Raw genomic sequence first — 16,961 nt, forward strand, 5'->3', positions numbered from 1 at the left:
GTATTAATATTTACGTTCTGCTGGTTGAAAGGCTTTTACTTTTGTTGGAGACATATTAACTTCACGAGAAGATGTTCTATCTCCATCCAAGAAATATAGTGTATGTTTCATCCAATTCTCATCATCTCTTTCTGGATAATCAACTCTTGAGTGCGCGCCTCGAGATTCTTTTCTCTCTATAGCCAGCTTAGCCGTTGCAATGGCTGTCAACATTAAGTTATCTAGCTCTAATGCTTCAATCCTAGTCATATTAAATATTCTACTATTATCTTCTAAAACAGCATCATCCAGTCTTTGTCTTAACTTAAGAAGCTTATCAAAGCCTTCTTTCATTGTAGTTTCTTGTCTAAATACCGAAAAATATTGTTGCATAGTTTGTTGCAACTCTTTTCTCAATACGGAAATTTTTTCTTTGCAACCTCTTTGCTCAGAAGTATCCCATTTTCTAATCCTATCAGTAGCTTTTTCTATATTTTCGACTGAAGTTTTTTTGATGGCCATGCCAGATTTTAAGCTTTCTTCGGCATGCATTCCTGCAGCCCTACCAAATACAACCAAATCTAATAATGAATTACTCCCCAACCTATTAGCCCCATGAACAGATACTGAAGCACATTCACCAACAGCATATAATCCACCAATAACCTTATCTTCACCGTTTTCTTGAGTAATAACTTGTCCATATTTATTAGTTGGTATGCCACCCATCTGATAGTGACAAGTTGGCACAACAGGGATAGGCTTTTCAACAGGATCCACACCTGCGAAAGTTTTTGCTAACTCTCTAACTGTAGGAAGCCTTTCATCAATAACATCCTCCCCAAGATGAGTAAGGTCTAACCATACACAACTAGAACCACTAAAAGTATCCCCACGACCTTCCATAATTTCCTGCTGAGATGCTCGTGATACAACATCTCGACAAGCCAAGTCTTTAGCGTTAGGAGCATATCTTTCCATAAATCTTTCCCCATCTTTATTACGTAAGATACCACCCTCTCCACGACAACCTTCCGTAACCAAAACACCAGCTCCAGCAATACCAGTAGGATGAAATTGCCAAAACTCCATATCTTGAAGAGGCAAGCCAGCTCTTAAAGCCAAGCCCATCCCATCACCTGTATTTATATATGCATTAGTGCTAGATTCATAAATACGACCTGCTCCGCCTGTTGCAAGGATTGTTATCTTTGATTGAAGAAACACTGTCTCACCAGTTTCTATACAAAGAGCTATAACACCGGAGATACTACCATCATCAGCTTTGACAAGATCTACCGCAAACCATTCGGTATAAAAATTAGTATTATGCTTTAAGTTCCCCTGATATAAGGTATGCAAAAGCGCATGCCCTGTTCTATCTGAAGCTGCACATGTTCTTTTAGCTTGGTTTGCTGGATCAAAATTTCTAGACATGCCCCCAAACGCACGCTGATAAATCTTACCATTTTCTAAACGCGAAAATGGCATACCCATATGTTCTAACTCAATAATTGATTGAGGTGCATGCTCACACATATACTCAATGGCATCTTGATCACCAATATAATCAGAACCCTTAACAGTATCATACATATGCCACTTCCAATCATCAGATGGAAGGTCATCTTCAAACTGAATATTACCTAAAGCTGCAGCAATACCGCCTTGAGCTGCCACAGTATGAGATCTTGTTGGAAAGACTTTCGAAACAACCGCAGTCTTAAATCCTGATTGCGATAACTGAAACGCAGCTCTAAGTCCAGCGCCACCAGCACCAACAACGATCGCGTCAAATTCTTGTGTAGCTATACTCATAAAAACAACCTCTTAATAGAAAAATAAAATCGCAAATAACCAAAAAAAACAAAATACATAAACCAAAATAAAACTTAGCATAACGACCGCTGAAGTCCATGCACATTTAATATAGTCGCCACAGATAATCCAAAGACCAACCCAAGCATGTAAGAAAATTGATAAATATGCCATCAAAGTTAGAATTCTAAGAAATATGCCATCTGTAAACAAGCCGTGCCAACTGTCATAATTAAGTGCTCCAGCATGAGATAAACATAAAGCTTTTATAAGTATGTAGGCAAAGTAAACAGCAATAATAACAGCTGTAACTCGCTGCACAAAAAAGTCTTTAACACCTGAAGATGTAAGCGAAATTACAGCCATAAAAAGTACCCCCAAAAAACCGCTGATAAAATACCCAAAACAATCGTTATAAATGAAGTTAACTTAGCAATCTTCATACTCTCACCGAAGCCCATATCCATAATCATATGCCTAATACCAGCATATACATGATAAGTCAAAGCTGACAAGAAAACCCAAAAAAATAAGCTAACCCACCCCTTTGTCAAAATTGACACAGTCTGCTCATAACCATTTGGCCCAGCTAAAGAATAGTTCATTCCAACCACTGCTAATGGAATAGCTACTATAAGGATCACACCTGTTATACGGTGCAATATTGAGCTTATAGCCGTAATAGGAAAGTTATAGGATTTTATTGACATCAGATCAATATTTGTTATTTTTTTCATGCTCGATATTCCTCCGAAGCAACTTCACACCAAAACCAAAGTGAATTCACGTTCTTAACCTCTTTATGATATATTTTTGTAAGATGAAATTCAAACATTTATAAAATAAAAGCCCAGAACTAATTTACTCACATCAAAAGCGTTTGAACTAGGTAGCTTTAATCCATTGATTTAACAAGAAGCCGCTTTTACAAACAACAATTTTTATTTGCAAAAAAATACTGTTTAGCTTATTATTTCGACTATGATCATATGTTTATTAGCATGTGTTTCTTTTTGCTGTAAAACTTTACTACTTTTTAAAATAATCAACTCTTATCCGGAGGTTTTATAATAATGTCAAAGTACGCTACACTTAAATATGCTGAGAAAAATATTGAGATAGACTTGCCCGTATATTCTCCTAGTTTGGGTAATGATTGCATAGATGTTTCATCTCTAGTAAAACACAGTCTTTTCACTTATGATCCTGGGTTTATGTCAACTGCATCGTGTGAATCCAAAATCACTTATATAGATGGGGAAAAAGGTGTTCTCCTTCATAGAGGCTACCCTATACAAGAATGGACACAAAAATCAAATTATAGAACCCTATGTTATGCTCTAATCTACGGTCAATTACCAACTAACGAGCAAAGAGAAGCTTTCAGAAGAGAAATTATAGCAAAAATGCCTGTATGTGAACATATAAAAGCAGCAGTGTCTGCTATGCCAAAACATGCTCACCCTATGTCTAGCCTAATTGCTGGGGTTAACGTGATTGCTGCTGAGCATGTTCATAATGGACAAAAAGAGTCTCAAGAAGAAATTGCCAAAAATATAATTGCCAAGATTGCTACTATAGCAGCTATGGCCTATAGACATAACCAAGGCAAAAAATTCCTAGAGCCAAAACCAGACTACGGTTATGCTGAAAACTTCCTATATATGATGTTTGCTGAAGATGAAAACTATAAGCCAGATGAACTTCATGTGGAAGCTATGGACACAATCTTTATACTTCATGCTGACCATGAACAAAATGCTTCAACCTCGACTGTTAGACTATCCGGGTCTACAGGCAACTCTCCGTATGCTGCAATTATAGCAGGTATAACAGCTTTATGGGGCCCAGCACACGGAGGGGCAAATGAGGCTGTTCTAAAAATGTTATCAGAAATTGGTAGCATGGAGAATATCAACAAGTTTATTGATAAAGCCAAAGATAAAGATGATCCTTTCAGATTGATGGGTTTTGGCCATAGAGTATATAAGAATACTGACCCTAGAGCTACTGCCATGAAACAAAACTGTGAGCAAATTTTAGCTAAGCTTGGCAATGGGGATAACCCACTTTTAGCTGTAGCTAAAAAGTTAGAAGAAATTGCACTACAAGATGAGTTTTTCATAGAAAGGAAACTTTTTCCAAATGTAGACTTTTATTCAGGTATCATCTTAAAGGCTATGGGAATTCCAGAAGAAATGTTCACAGCAACCTTTGCTCTTGCTAGAACCTCTGGCTGGATTTCTCAATGGATAGAAATGGTAAACGACTCAGCTCAAAAAATTGGTCGCCCAAGACAATTATACACAGGGGCGCCTAGTAGGAACTTCTAGTCACTTTTCATTATTTACCTTTACATCCAATAATTTTTAAATTAGCCTATTATCAAATACAGGCTAAAAATTTTGTATCTGATCCTTAATGAATAAATCCCCGACCATTTTAGAGAAATTAATTGCACCATTTAAGCAAAGTAAAATGTTTAGTATGCTAATTTTAGGCTACGCTTCTGGTCTACCTTTAATGCTTACTGCATCATCTTTATTTCTTTGGTATAAAGATAATAATATTCAAATTAAAGATATTGGGTTTTTAACGCTAATTGCAATACCGTATACTTTTAAATACTTATGGGCTCCGATTCTAGATAAAGTCAGTATTAAAGGCTTTAGTAGAAGAAAGGGGTGGATATTCATCACCCAAGTAATTTTAATCTTACTAATTGCTCTAATGAGTAGATTTTCACCTGCTAACTACCCCTTAGTAATAGCCTTTATCGGATTTTTAATATGCCTTACATCAGCAACACAAGATATAGCTATCAACGCATACCAAACTGAAGTTCTTAGCGAATCTGAACGAGCTCTAGGAAATGCTGTTGCCGTAATGGGTTATCGTATAGGCATGTTAATTACCGGATCAATACTCTTAATTTTAGTAGATAGCTTTAACCGAGGTTACAACCTTGATCAGCTATGTCTTACTCCACTTCAAGTTACTACTCTTATGAACTCTTCCCACCTTTTAGGTTCTTTAATTTTAGTTTCTAGTAACGATAACATCCTACATATTATAAATTCTGGTTGGGGTAATGCTTTACTAATCATTTTAGCTTTTTTTATGCTCTGTCCGATATTTACTTTATTTTTAAAAGAAGATACTAAGATTATTGCACCAAGGACCTTTAAAGAAGCTTTTATTAATCCATTTATAGAATTTGTAACACGTAAAGGTTTCAAACCTGCTCTCACTATATTAGCGATTCTAATAGCTTATAAACTAGCAGATGCTATAGCTTTTTCTCTAAACTCTGTTTTCTTTGTTGATTTAGGATTTGAAAAAACTACTATAGCTGTATCCTATAAAGCCATGTCTCTAGTTTTTACTATCTTGGGATTAATTTTTGGTGGTCTAGTAGCAAAAAAAATAGGTGTATATAAGAGCTTTCTTTATTTTAGCATCATCATGGCATGTGCAAATTTAATGTACGTCATTTTAGCAATAGTAGGGAAAAGTTATAGTCTAATGGTTGCCTCTGTTGCAGTTGAATACTTTTGTGGTGCAATGGGGACAGCTATTTTAGTAGCAATGATAATGAGCTTAGTAAATGTTAAATTCTCAGCAACTCAATTCGCTATACTTAGCTCTATTGATTCACTTGGTAGAGTACTAGTCGGACCGCTAGCTGGTTATATCCAATATTACTATAGCTGGAGCGGTCTATTTATCTTTAGCTTTATCATAGGAATAATTGTGTCGCTGGTTATCTATATATCCAAAAACCAGATAAAAGCTATGGCAAATCTTAAATAAGTATAATTTAGCTTTACTACTAAACAATCCCAGGCCCAAGAAATATCCAAAGACATATTAGCAAAACTAGGATAGTATTTTGTAGCATCTAGAATTGTAATAATATAAGAGGAATTAAAAAGTTTATAGCTTTTTGTATAAAGTTATTTAGCAAACTGTTCTGAAACAAATTCCCAGTTTACTAAACTCCAGAGAGCCTCTATATATTTAGGTCTAGCATTACGATAATCTATGTAGTACGCATGCTCCCAAACATCAAAAGTTAATAAAGGCTTTTTGTTATCTGTTAATGGGCACCCTGCGTTACTTGTTATTACTATCTCTAGCTTTCCTGTAGAGTCTTTAACTAGCCAAGCCCAACCTGAACCAAATGTAGCTACAGCTGCTGCTGAAAAAGTTTCTTTAAATTTATCTATTGAACCAAATGTTTCCATTATAGCAGCTTTAAGTTGACTTGAAGGCTCTGTTTTTTCAGGTGAAAGACAGTTCCAATAAAACGTATGGTTATAAACTTGCGCAGCGTTATTAAATAACCCACCATTAGCAGTTTTAATAATTTCTTCTAAGTTTTTTCCGTCATGCTCAGTTGCTTCTACTAACTTGTTTAAGTTAGTAACATAAGTTTGATGGTGCTTACCATAATGGTATTCTATAGTTTCTTTGGAGATAACTGGCTCTAACGCGTCCTTAGCATAAGGTAACGCTGGTAATTCAAATTTCATAATAAAACTCCCTTTAAATTTGTTTTTATCCTAATAGCCTTTAGATGACTATACCCATTTAGTATAATATGCTATCATTTTTTAAATAAAATTTCTAAGTATACTAACCACTTAACCTATAAAGAGGATATAAAATGAATACTCCTGATGAACAAAAAGTAATAGATAGAATAGAAAAACAAATAAAAGAAAACCAAATTATTCTTTATATGAAAGGCTCTCCAAATATGCCTCAATGTGGGTTTTCAGCTCATGCAGCTAGCGCAATTAGAGCTTGTGGCAAACCATTTGCTTTTGTGAATATATTAGAAAACCCAGATATTAGAGCTATTCTTCCTAAATATGCAGACTGGCCAACATTCCCCCAACTCTGGGTTAAAGGGGAGCTTATTGGAGGATATGATATCATAATGGAGATGAAAGAATCAGGGGAGCTCCAAGAGCTTATTGATTCTATTGAGTAGTCTTAATTTATTTTTACCCAAGCATCTGTACCATAGTCACCTGAAGGATCAAATGCTTCTATAGAGCATAGTCTTGACTCTGGTCCTACTTTACATCTATACAGATCATTACCTATTGATACTGTTGTACCACCTGCATACGAAATTATGCCATCTGGATAAACATATTCGGCAGCTTTTGGTTTTTTAACCTTAGAACCTATAGTCGAGTGCTCCATATTAGTCGCTTTTGTTATATCACTCCATGCTAGATAACTTTTATCACCGTAAGGTGCATAAGTAAGATCGTTACATAAATCTTGATTGCCGGGTATACATTCATATTTTTTATCCCCGTTTACCACAACTTCAGCATCTCTGTAAGAGCCTATGCCACTAGGATACTTATAAGCTCCATTGACCATTATTATTTCAGGTTCATTAGTAAGTGTGCTATCGTCTACAACGCTATCTTTTTGAACTTTTTCCCATGCAAGTCTTCCATATAAGCCATTTGGCATATACATTTTATCGTTACACAGCCTTGCCACTAAAGTAGAAATACATTTATATTCTGAAGCTTGATAACTAACAATGGTACCAGCCTCATATGTGCCTATACCATCTGGATAATTGATTATTGTACTAGTAATCAAGGATACATCTGAGTTGTTTTTTTTACTAGAATTTTTATTAATGCTGGATTTATCAACCACTTTAGAAATAACTGGAGGAAGTTTTATAGAAGCTATTGCATCAGTAGTACTCCATGGCTGATGTGAATATCCAGCTGACAGCTCTCCTGGGCTAATTTTCATAGCATCAAAATCTATACTCCATAACGCAAAACCTCCAAAAGATGCTTGATGTTTTTCCATCAACTCCACAGTAGCTTTGATATCATTAGCAGAAAGTGCGTATGTCAACCCTCTTGCAGTAACTCCTTCTATGGCTGGGATAGTAAATATTAACTTACCAGCAGGAATTTTAGGAACACGATCTACCTCGTATTTAGGCTTATTTGCATCGTACCCTTCTTGTGTCGTTAAGGCCCAAGCTAAAGAAGCCATAAAACTAGGGTAACCATCATTTGAAGTAATCTTCATATAGTTTCCTTTAGGATCTTTATAGAAACTTAAAATACCTGCCATGCCTGAATGACCATATGTATTTAACCATATGTAATCAATATTATTAACTCCTATTTCATTCATTAAGTCAGCATAACTTTGGTTGCGGTAAATGTTATCTTCACCATTTTTATCTAAAGGCGCCACAATATATGTCCAAACAGGTGAAAACGTTAACCAAAAATCTGGTTTTGTAGTTTTCATATGTTTTACAAACTCTATAATTTTTTTAGCAGCTTGCTGCGTCATCTGCTTGTTTTGTGGAAGGTCAGAAGGAGATAAGTCAAAATTCACGCCGTCAAAACCATAATCACCAACAACGTTTTCAAGTCCATCAAAATCAAATTCCTGCCACTCAATATAAGAAAATTTCCCGCCAATTGAAACTATAATATGTTTGCCTTTTTGTTTCATGTAGTCGACAAACTTCTTAAGCTCTTGTGGAGAATAAATTATCTCTTTCGTATTGCTGCTATTTTCTTGGCTAAAAGTAAGTTTAAAGCCTGTACTGCTGGTGTAATTTAAATATGTGACTATAAGAACATTATACTTACAAATCTCTGGGTTTTTATCACAGTATTCTTTATCTTCTGTCATTTTAATACTGACAGGGCTACTATTTAACTGTCTTCCAGAAATGTTATATGTGCTGTTTTTTCCCCATAAAGGTAAAAATCCTGCAACTACCGGCCCTTTAATCATTTTGACTCTTGGATCACAAATATTTTTATAAATACAATCGCGTAATCCTAGAGCAAAAGATCCTGCTTTATGGTCATCATCATCGTATGAATCAGCAACATAATCAGCATTCAAAGTCCAACCGACCACACCAGAGAATCTTGGCTTAAGTTTTATTTTTTCTAGCTGAGGTAACATTAAAGCTACAGCCTGAGTTGTAGTAAGAGAGTTCGTAGCATCAGCCATAGGATGGTATATTGTATTAACTCCTCCAGCTACAGCATCTGTTGGCTCACTTATCACCACCTTTGTTTTAAGTGGTACAGAGGCGTTTTCGATAATCTTATCATAACTTTCTGAAATGAAATTAGAATCATATTGCGGAAATTCATCATACTCTTGTATAAATAAATAATCTACATTCCCAGATTTAATTACACTAGCATAATCACTACTGTGGCCTGTAGTAACAAGTTTATAATCATTTACTTTTGGATTTACTACAATGACTAAGTTAGGATTTATATGCTTAATTCTTGTCACTAACTTATCTAAAAACACAGAAGAAGTGAACTTTCTGATCCGAAAAGCAATACCTTCTATATTATATTTATTTAAGAATTTGACCATATTGTCAGCAAGTGTATTTACCTGGCCTTGTGTTAGATTCTCTCCTATTATGTTAGGATCAGGCTCATTTTTTTTGATTCCTGGGTAAAAAGTATTTGGAACGCCACCTACATCTAATAAAATATTTAGGCCAGCATTTTTAGCCTCCTCTATTTTCTTTACAAACGTTTGGTTACTAACACCACCTAAGCTACTTGAGAAAAAGTTTATATCTGTACCATATACCTCTGCGTTTGTAATAATTAAAACATTATAGCCATCGTCAGCTACTTTTTTCATATCAATATTAGCTGAACTTGAATATCTCATATCTAAAAAACCTCCTATAATCCTATCAGGAAGCAATTTTTTATGAGATGGTTCTAAATTTAATTTAGCTACTTTTTCTTCTTGCTTATCAGCTATTTCAGATGGCTCAACAACTTTAGGCCCTGTATTTTTAAATAAAAAGCCAAAACTTGCTATTACTACTAGCAATAATAAAAATAAGTATATTTTTTTTCTAGGTAAGCTTTTTTTCACCCACTAATCCTAATAAACTATTAGATTTATTTAATATATTATATGGATTTTTATGAAACTTTATAGCTATTTTATTTTGAAATATTTTCCATAAAAAATGACTTTGGCTACTTAGGTTGCTTTTCATACTTCTTAACAATAACCAATGTCGTAAATTGTGTCCCAAAAAAACCAAAGTAACTGTATCAGCTTTGTTATAGTTTTGAATAGTTCTCTTATCTAAACCGTACCAACCGATTTACAGCTGTACTTGAACTTGTCTAGCTATATACAAACTTTATAAGTAAAGTTACTAGATCAAATTACTTATTGTTTAACAGCTACTACGGTTGGAAACATTCTTTGACTATCGTAAATAATTTCTTTGATACCAAAACCACAATTTGAAAGTATCTGACTAAACTCCTCTTCCGTATGGGTTTTTGTCCACTTTACATTTAAAATTTCTGCAAAGATTTCTTTGCCAAACTTAGCATGTTCAGGACTTTTAATATCAACTCCTTCTAATGAAGCTATAAAACTAGAAATAAGTGTCCCACCTTGTTTCAAAGAATTGCTTAAAATTTGGTAAAAACATCGCACCTCTTCATTAGTTTTAAGATAGATATTAAGACCATTACTAACTACAGCATCATAATGATTTTCAATCTTCATCCTAAAAACATTCTCAACAATATACTTAACATTTTTAAGTTTAGATAATCCACTTTTTTCTGCGCAGTATGGATCAGGGTCGTAAGCATCAATCTGAAAGTTTTTAGATAAGAGTAGCTCTTGTGAAAATTCTGGTAAAAGACCCGCAGGTACAGATAAAATTTTTATATTATCTGGTAATTGCAGTATTTTTTGTTTAAATACTTGATATCTTTCTTGAGTGGCGTTAAATATTGGAGGTGTAGTTATAAGTTTAGCCTCAAAATCATTACTATAACTACCTTTATTCTGGGTAATTACCTTTGTCCAATATGCATCTAGCCCTCTATTTTCAATCAAAAATCTACCTAATGGGCAACTCTCCAACTGAACTAAAAGAGCCTTTAAATGACTATCGTTAGCTATTCTAGACTTTATTTCAGCGATAGCATCATCATAATTAGAAAATATTCCATGACTTACAATCTCTTTTGACATAACTTACAATCTCACTCAGGTTTCATATGTGGAAAAAGTATCACATCTCTTATTGACTGTGAATTGGTTAGATACATTACTAGCCTATCAATCCCAATACCTTGACCTGCTGTTGGTGGCATACCGTACTCTAGTGCTCTAATATAATCCTTATCATATGGCATTGCTTCATCATCACCTGAAGCAGCTGCTTGGACTTGTTTTTTAAATCTTTCTGCCTGATCTTCGGCATCATTTAGTTCAGAAAACCCATTTGCAATCTCACGGGCTCCTATAAAAAACTCAAACCTATCTGTAAACTCCGGGTTACTATCACTACGACGAGCTAAAGGAGAAACTACAGCTGGATAGTCTGTTATAAATGTAGGTTGAATAAGCTTATCTTCAACAGTCTCTTCAAAAATTTCATTTATTAGATGACCAAGCTCATAGAAAGGCTCTACCTTTATCTTTAACTTCTCTGCAACTTTTTTAGCTGATTCAAAATCAGCTAAATCTTGGGTATCAACATCTTGATTGTACTTAACTATAGAATCAACCATAGACATACGTTGATATGGTGCAGAAAAGTTAATCTTATGCTCACCATATTCCACCTCTACACCGCCAGTTATTTCTTTAACTAACTTTGAAAGCATATCTTCTGTTAGATCCATTAAATCATTATAGTCAGCATATGCCATATAAAACTCAAGCATTGTAAATTCTGGGTTATGACGAGAAGATACTCCTTCATTTCTAAAATTACGATTTATCTCGTATACGCGCTCAAAACCACCAACTACTAGTCTTTTTAAGTATAACTCTGGAGCAATACGTAAATATAAAGGCATATCCAAAGCATTATGATGGGTTCTAAAAGGTTTTGCCGCAGCACCACCTTGCAGCACATGCATCATAGGCGTTTCTACTTCCATAAAATTTAAATTATCAAAATACTTACGAATAAAACTAACTACCTTCGAACGCACTTTGAAAACTTCTCTAGCTTTTTCATTTGTTATAAGATCAACGTACCTTTGACGGTATCTCATTTCTTGATCTGACAAGCCATGAAACTTATCTGGTAACGGTCTGATAGCTTTAGTTAAAACTTCAAAATGATCAGCATGAATAGAAAGCTCACCTGTATTAGTTTTAAATACAACACCAGAAACAGCAACTATATCACCTAAATCACATAAATTTTTAAACGTGTTGTATTGACCTTCTGGCAAATCACTTTTTTTAAGATAAACCTGTATTCTGCCTGACATATCCTGAAGAGTAAAAAAAGAAGCTTTCCCCATAACCCTTCTTAATACCACACGTCCTGCAATTTTATAGTTTTCTTTATGTTCTATTTCTTCTAATTCTTGCTTTGATTTATCTGCATACTTAGCTTGAAGACATGCAGCAACCACATTTCTTTTAAAAACATTTGGATGACTAACACCTACGTTTTGTTCAGCTAATATCTTTAATTTTTCTTTTCTTAAAGCAATTTGTGAGTTTTCATCTAAAACTTGCTCTTCTACTTTATTATTTTTATCCGTCATTTAAAATTATCCTATAAACCACTTTTTAAGCTTGCTTCTATAAATTTATCTAAATCACCATCTAATACTGCTTGAGTATTTGTGTTTTCCACACCTGTTCTTAGATCTTTAATACGAGATTGATCTAAAACATAAGAGCGAATTTGACTTCCCCAACCAATATCAGATTTTGAATCTTCTAAAGCATTTTTTTCAGCGTTTCGTTTTTGTAGCTCCATCTCATACAGCTTAGATTTTAACTGTTTCATAGCATTTTCTCTATTTTTATGCTGAGATCTATCGCTTTGACTCTGAACCACAATATTTGTTGGTAAGTGAGTTATCCTAACAGCTGAATCAGTTTTGTTAACATGCTGGCCACCAGCTCCTGATGCTCTATATGTATCCACCCTCAAATCAGCTGGATTAATCTCAACATCGATATTATCATCAACTTCAGGTGATATAAACACTGAAGCAAACGATGTATGTCTTTTATTATTAGAATCAAAGGGTGATTTTCTAACTAGCCTATGAATCCCTGTTTCTGTCCTTAACCATCCATATGCATATTCACCTTCAATTTTTAAAGTACATCCTTTTATACCTGCAACATCACCATCTGAGACATTATCTATCGTAACTTTAAAACCATGACTATCTGACCAACGCATATACATTCGCATTAACATTTCAGCCCAGTCTTGTGCTTCTGTTCCTCCAGAACCAGACTGAATATCTAGATAAGCATTATTAGGATCCATCTTTTTAGAAAACATTCTTCTAAATTCTAGCTTCTCAATTTCTTGAGTAATCTCATGAGTATCTTTCGCAATCTCTTGGATTAAAGATTCATCCTCTTGTGCTAACTCAAGAAGTTCTGTTAAAGTTCCTAAAGTGTCTGTAATATGTTCACAAGTTAACACAATGTTTTCTAGTTCAACCTTTTGTTTGCCTAGGTTTTGTGCGTGTTCAGGATTATCCCATATAGAGCCATCTTCTAGCTCCATTAAAATTTCTGTTAATTTTTCTTTTTTGACATCATAGTCAAAGATAGCCTCGTAATGATTCTATACGACTAGATAAACCCTTTAATAAAGTTCTATAGTTTACTGATTCCATATTTTTATCCGTTTATATAAGTAATTTTGTGTATAGATTTTATAGTTTTAGAAAGGCTAACTCAAATAAATAAAAAATTTTTTTAATATAGATCTAGATCATTAATCAAGCAATAAAAGCGCTCACCTGTAGAAATTACCCTTTTATTGCTTTTATCTAGTAAAATAAAGTATCCAGACAAAAAACTATTTTATATGAATTATGAATGTAATTGATGCATTAAAAAAGCGTAAATCTGTTAGGAAATTTCTAGAGAAACCTATACCTCCAGAACTCCTTGTTAAATTATTTGAAGCTGCAAAATGGACGCCTTCTAGCAAAAACACCCAACCATGGAAGATAGCTGTCATCAGCGGAGAAAAAAAAGAAAATTTAATGAACAAAATACTTAAAGCTCATAAAGAAGGACAAAAACCATGCATGGAATACGGGTATGAAGGTGAAGAATTAGATGGCGAACTAAAGCAAAGAGCTATAAAGTGTGGACACGATCTATATAGTGCTTTAGGAATAACCAGAGAGGATAAAGATAAACGATTACAACAATGGGCAAAAAACTATCTTTCTTTTGAATCACCGACTACGGTATTTATATTTAAGTACCATAATACAGGAATTAGTGGCTACATGGACTGTGGGATGCTAATCCAATCTATAATGCTAGCAGCAATTGATCTAGGGTTAGCAACATGCCCCCAAGCGTCATTAGCACACTATCCAGATGTAGTAAAACAAGAGTTAGGCTACAAAGATTATATATTGTTATGTGGTATCGCTATAGGATACGAAGATACTCAAGATAGAGTAAATAAATATAGGACAGGAAGAGAAAAATTAAATAATTTTGTTAATTTTATATAAATATCTTTATTATTTAAATTTTTTTAAGTATAGTTATATATTAATATAATGCATAAAGGGGTTTTATTATATGAATATTGATTTCAGCAAAGACATTATTGAGGCAACTCGTTATTTCATCAAGGTAGTAGAACTAGGATCATACAGCTCTGTAAAGAAATTCTATAACGTTGAACTTAACACTATAAAAAGCAAGATAGACATATTAGAAAATTATCTTGGAGTTAAACTCATACAAAATATACACAATCGCATCACCCCAACAAAAAATGGTGTCAAATATTTTCATTCTTGTAGCAAAATTTATAAGGATTTAGAAAGCACTATAGATAGCGTTAAAAATAATGGGTTTAAAGAAAGACGAGCTATAAGAATATTAGGGTCTCCACTTTCTATAAAAGTAACTATAGATAGAGTAATACCTAAACTAAATCAAGACTCCACTAGCAACTTAAGGTTTACCTTAGACAATTATGCCTTAAACCATCTAGACGGTAAAGAATATCAGTTTGAGACATATGATGTAATCTTAATAAATACAAAACATCTGGAACATATTGATTTAAATGATTGGATAATTTGTAAATCTGTCAATACCGCAAAACTACCTGCTCTAATATATGGGGATAAAAATTTTATAAAAGACTTACATAACGAGCCTCAGAAAGTTCTAGAGACAGATTTGGTATTTAATCGATATGACTGGGACCACAATATTTTCAACTTCATACATAAAGAAGATGCTGAAGATAACCATCAAAACAAAACCTATAGGTTCAATCCTAATAAAATAAAATATCTAGTTAGTAATGAAGTACAGAAATCTAATATTATAAAAAAAGAGAATGTAATTGGTTTTATGCCTAAATTCTACTACGACTCACTGATGAAAGATTCCGAATATATTGATTTCATAAGAGGCTTTGAGGTAGATTTTCACATAGAATCTTTTTTAGTTTTAGTATACAAGTATTCAAAGCATAAAGATAAGTTAGTTGAGGCATTTAGAACTGAGTTGTTAGAATTATTAGGAAATGATTTAGACGATCCTAACGATAGTAACAGTTAAGACCTGAAAACAAAAAACCAAGCCGTAGGTAAAAGTGATAAAACTCAAATGTCTGTATATATTTTAGATAATTTTGTCTTATTCCACTCTTCCATTTTCCCAAAGTCAGGTTCAAAAGTGAATTGTCCATCTGGTGTAATTCCAGCATACATTTTCAGGTAAAAATGTAAGCTTCCTTTTTGCTTTTTATTAGGCAGTAGCCCTAAACCACCTTTGTAAGCGGAAGAAAAAATTTTTATAAAATAATTGCCATATGAACAGAGTTTTTCAATGGTTAGGGCAGGTATATTAGGATTTTCTGCTTGAGATAAAACAAAATACAAATGGTTCTCTATAAAAACGGAAAACATCTCAAGATAGCTTTTTAGTAGGAAACCCCTGATTTGTCCTGTTATACCATGTCTATTCCAAGCGCCATAATATGGAGAATTAAACGATATGTTTATAGTTTTCCCGAAAATACTCGTTATCAGTAAAGCAATTATAGACGATGAAAGAGCAGGTTTTAATAGACCAAAAGCTATACCCTTAGATATTAGATGAGATAATGGATTTCGCTGCATTATAGCTTCACCAGAGATATATGCTTCTCGGAAATCTTTTAGCAGCGCTGCTGTTGAATGAAGGTTTGTTGTGTTTTGCTTAAATTTTAGTGAATAAGCTAATATACCGCTACACATATTATCAATCCCCTTAAGGATACCTACAGTATTTAAAAATAGCTCATTTATTTTTATAAATAAGTTACTATTTTCCGGCATCTCTCGAAATCTTACGACCCTACCATTATTAAAATCCCTAAAGCTTTTTTCTTTTAATATCCTTTTCCCTAGATCAGAGAATTTTTTAAAACTTTTATAATCAAGAAAGTTTTCTGCCTGGGTTCTTAAACTAGAGTTTGACTGACAAATAAAAGCCCACAGCTTTTCATTTTCAGAAACCTGATCTAAATAAAGCTGATCTAAAAAGCTTTCTTCATATAGCGATGTATTTATATCCACTAAAGTATTTCCTATAACTTCAAAGAGTTTCAAAATAGCTCTCTTATGATAGGTATTAGGAATCAAATAATATGCTAGCAACCTCTCCATGTCATAAAAATCAACTACGGAGACATTGTTTACTTCTAAATATTTTGGATCTATTATAGAGGCATAATGAAACACTGCTAATGCTATGAAAGAGTAGTGAGTTGTTATAAAACATCTTCTACATTTCTTTTGGCTTATGTGTTTTAACCTGCTCCCGAAACCTATAAAAAGCTTTTTGAGGTCTTCATCACTCTCCCTATTTAAAACAGCCTTTATTCGATTAGCTTTTTCAAGCTCTATAGTTGTTATCCGGTTTATCTGGACCCCTTGACCTTTAACATGCATCATGAAATTACCAATAACTAAATTGGTGAAATTTTTATTATTTTGAATTTCATATAAGCCAGTAAATGAATCAATGCCCTTTAAAAAAGCTCTTTTTACAGCTTCTATAGATATCAGCTTTATCATTTCTCCCCTCCAAAAAATCAG

14 protein-coding genes are annotated in these 16,961 nt (G+C 33.7%); 5 read left to right on the forward strand and 9 right to left on the reverse strand.

Annotated elements, in window-relative coordinates:
* Nucleotides 1-3 precede the first annotated feature (3 nt).
* From sdhA to sdhC, 3 genes are read right to left on the reverse strand one after another with little or no spacing between them, the layout of a single operon-like run.
* On the reverse strand, nt 4-1,797 hold the full coding sequence (gene sdhA / locus E4K63_RS07835) for a succinate dehydrogenase flavoprotein subunit (RefSeq protein WP_133940877.1): 1,794 nt from the start codon (nt 1,795-1,797) through the stop codon (nt 4-6).
* Between the two features lie 12 nt (nt 1,798-1,809).
* Nucleotides 1,810-2,178 carry a succinate dehydrogenase, hydrophobic membrane anchor protein gene (gene sdhD, locus E4K63_RS07840; protein WP_133940879.1) on the reverse strand — a complete coding sequence of 123 codons (369 nt, stop codon included), beginning with the start codon at nt 2,176-2,178 and terminating at the stop codon, nt 1,810-1,812.
* Nucleotides 2,154-2,534, reverse strand: a complete 381-nt coding sequence (gene sdhC / locus E4K63_RS07845; protein ID WP_133940881.1) for a succinate dehydrogenase, cytochrome b556 subunit — start codon at nt 2,532-2,534, stop codon at nt 2,154-2,156. The genes sdhD and sdhC overlap by 25 nt, the downstream gene beginning before the upstream one ends.
* A gap of 336 nt (nt 2,535-2,870) precedes the next feature.
* On the opposite strand from sdhC, the gene E4K63_RS07850 reads away from it, so the two are divergent.
* Entirely contained in the window at nt 2,871-4,130 is a 1,260-nt protein-coding gene (locus E4K63_RS07850) for a citrate synthase (protein WP_133940883.1), read from the forward strand.
* 88 nt (nt 4,131-4,218) lie between these two features.
* Nucleotides 4,219-5,610 carry an AmpG family muropeptide MFS transporter gene (locus E4K63_RS07855; protein WP_133940885.1) on the forward strand — a complete coding sequence of 464 codons (1,392 nt, stop codon included), beginning with the start codon at nt 4,219-4,221 and terminating at the stop codon, nt 5,608-5,610.
* Nucleotides 5,611-5,753: 143 nt separating this feature from the next.
* Here the strand turns inward: E4K63_RS07855 and E4K63_RS07860 are convergent, their stop codons facing one another.
* On the reverse strand, nt 5,754-6,332 hold the full coding sequence (locus tag E4K63_RS07860; RefSeq protein ID WP_133940887.1) for a superoxide dismutase: 579 nt from the start codon (nt 6,330-6,332) through the stop codon (nt 5,754-5,756).
* A 134-nt stretch (nt 6,333-6,466) separates the two neighbouring features.
* On the opposite strand from E4K63_RS07860, the gene grxD reads away from it, so the two are divergent.
* Nucleotides 6,467-6,796: a Grx4 family monothiol glutaredoxin gene (gene grxD, locus E4K63_RS07865; RefSeq protein WP_133940889.1), complete on the forward strand. Its 330-nt coding sequence runs from the start codon at nt 6,467-6,469 to the stop codon at nt 6,794-6,796.
* A 2-nt stretch (nt 6,797-6,798) separates the two neighbouring features.
* Here the strand turns inward: grxD and E4K63_RS07870 are convergent, their stop codons facing one another.
* The 4 genes from E4K63_RS07870 to prfB form a co-directional block, all read right to left on the reverse strand.
* Nucleotides 6,799-9,738, reverse strand: a complete 2,940-nt coding sequence (locus tag E4K63_RS07870; RefSeq protein ID WP_243830471.1) for a glycosyl hydrolase family 18 protein — start codon at nt 9,736-9,738, stop codon at nt 6,799-6,801.
* A 306-nt stretch (nt 9,739-10,044) separates the two neighbouring features.
* Nucleotides 10,045-10,869 carry a class I SAM-dependent methyltransferase gene (locus tag E4K63_RS07875; protein ID WP_133940891.1) on the reverse strand — a complete coding sequence of 275 codons (825 nt, stop codon included), beginning with the start codon at nt 10,867-10,869 and terminating at the stop codon, nt 10,045-10,047.
* A gap of 11 nt (nt 10,870-10,880) precedes the next feature.
* Entirely contained in the window at nt 10,881-12,407 is a 1,527-nt protein-coding gene (gene lysS / locus E4K63_RS07880) for a lysine--tRNA ligase (RefSeq protein ID WP_133940892.1), read from the reverse strand.
* Between the two features lie 11 nt (nt 12,408-12,418).
* Nucleotides 12,419-13,508 (reverse strand): peptide chain release factor 2 gene (prfB, locus tag E4K63_RS07885; RefSeq protein WP_243830472.1). Its coding sequence is split into 2 segments (ribosomal slippage): nt 12,419-13,435 and nt 13,437-13,508, totalling 1,089 coding nucleotides; the frame shifts between segments, so codons are not numbered across the junction.
* A 201-nt stretch (nt 13,509-13,709) separates the two neighbouring features.
* On the opposite strand from prfB, the gene E4K63_RS07890 reads away from it, so the two are divergent.
* Both E4K63_RS07890 and E4K63_RS07895 read left to right on the forward strand, forming a co-directional pair.
* Nucleotides 13,710-14,369 carry a nitroreductase gene (locus tag E4K63_RS07890; protein WP_133940896.1) on the forward strand — a complete coding sequence of 220 codons (660 nt, stop codon included), beginning with the start codon at nt 13,710-13,712 and terminating at the stop codon, nt 14,367-14,369.
* A 70-nt stretch (nt 14,370-14,439) separates the two neighbouring features.
* Entirely contained in the window at nt 14,440-15,438 is a 999-nt protein-coding gene (locus E4K63_RS07895; protein WP_133940898.1) for a LysR family transcriptional regulator domain-containing protein, read from the forward strand.
* A 44-nt stretch (nt 15,439-15,482) separates the two neighbouring features.
* Here the strand turns inward: E4K63_RS07895 and E4K63_RS07900 are convergent, their stop codons facing one another.
* The gene (locus E4K63_RS07900) at nt 15,483-16,940 is read right to left on the reverse strand and encodes a hypothetical protein (RefSeq protein WP_133940900.1); all 1,458 of its coding nucleotides are present in this window, start codon (nt 16,938-16,940) and stop codon (nt 15,483-15,485) included.
* Between the last annotated feature and the right edge of the window lie 21 nt (nt 16,941-16,961).

Origin of the sequence: Allofrancisella inopinata (assembly GCF_012222965.1) — a bacterium.
GTDB lineage: Bacteria > Pseudomonadota > Gammaproteobacteria > Francisellales > Francisellaceae > Francisella > Francisella inopinata.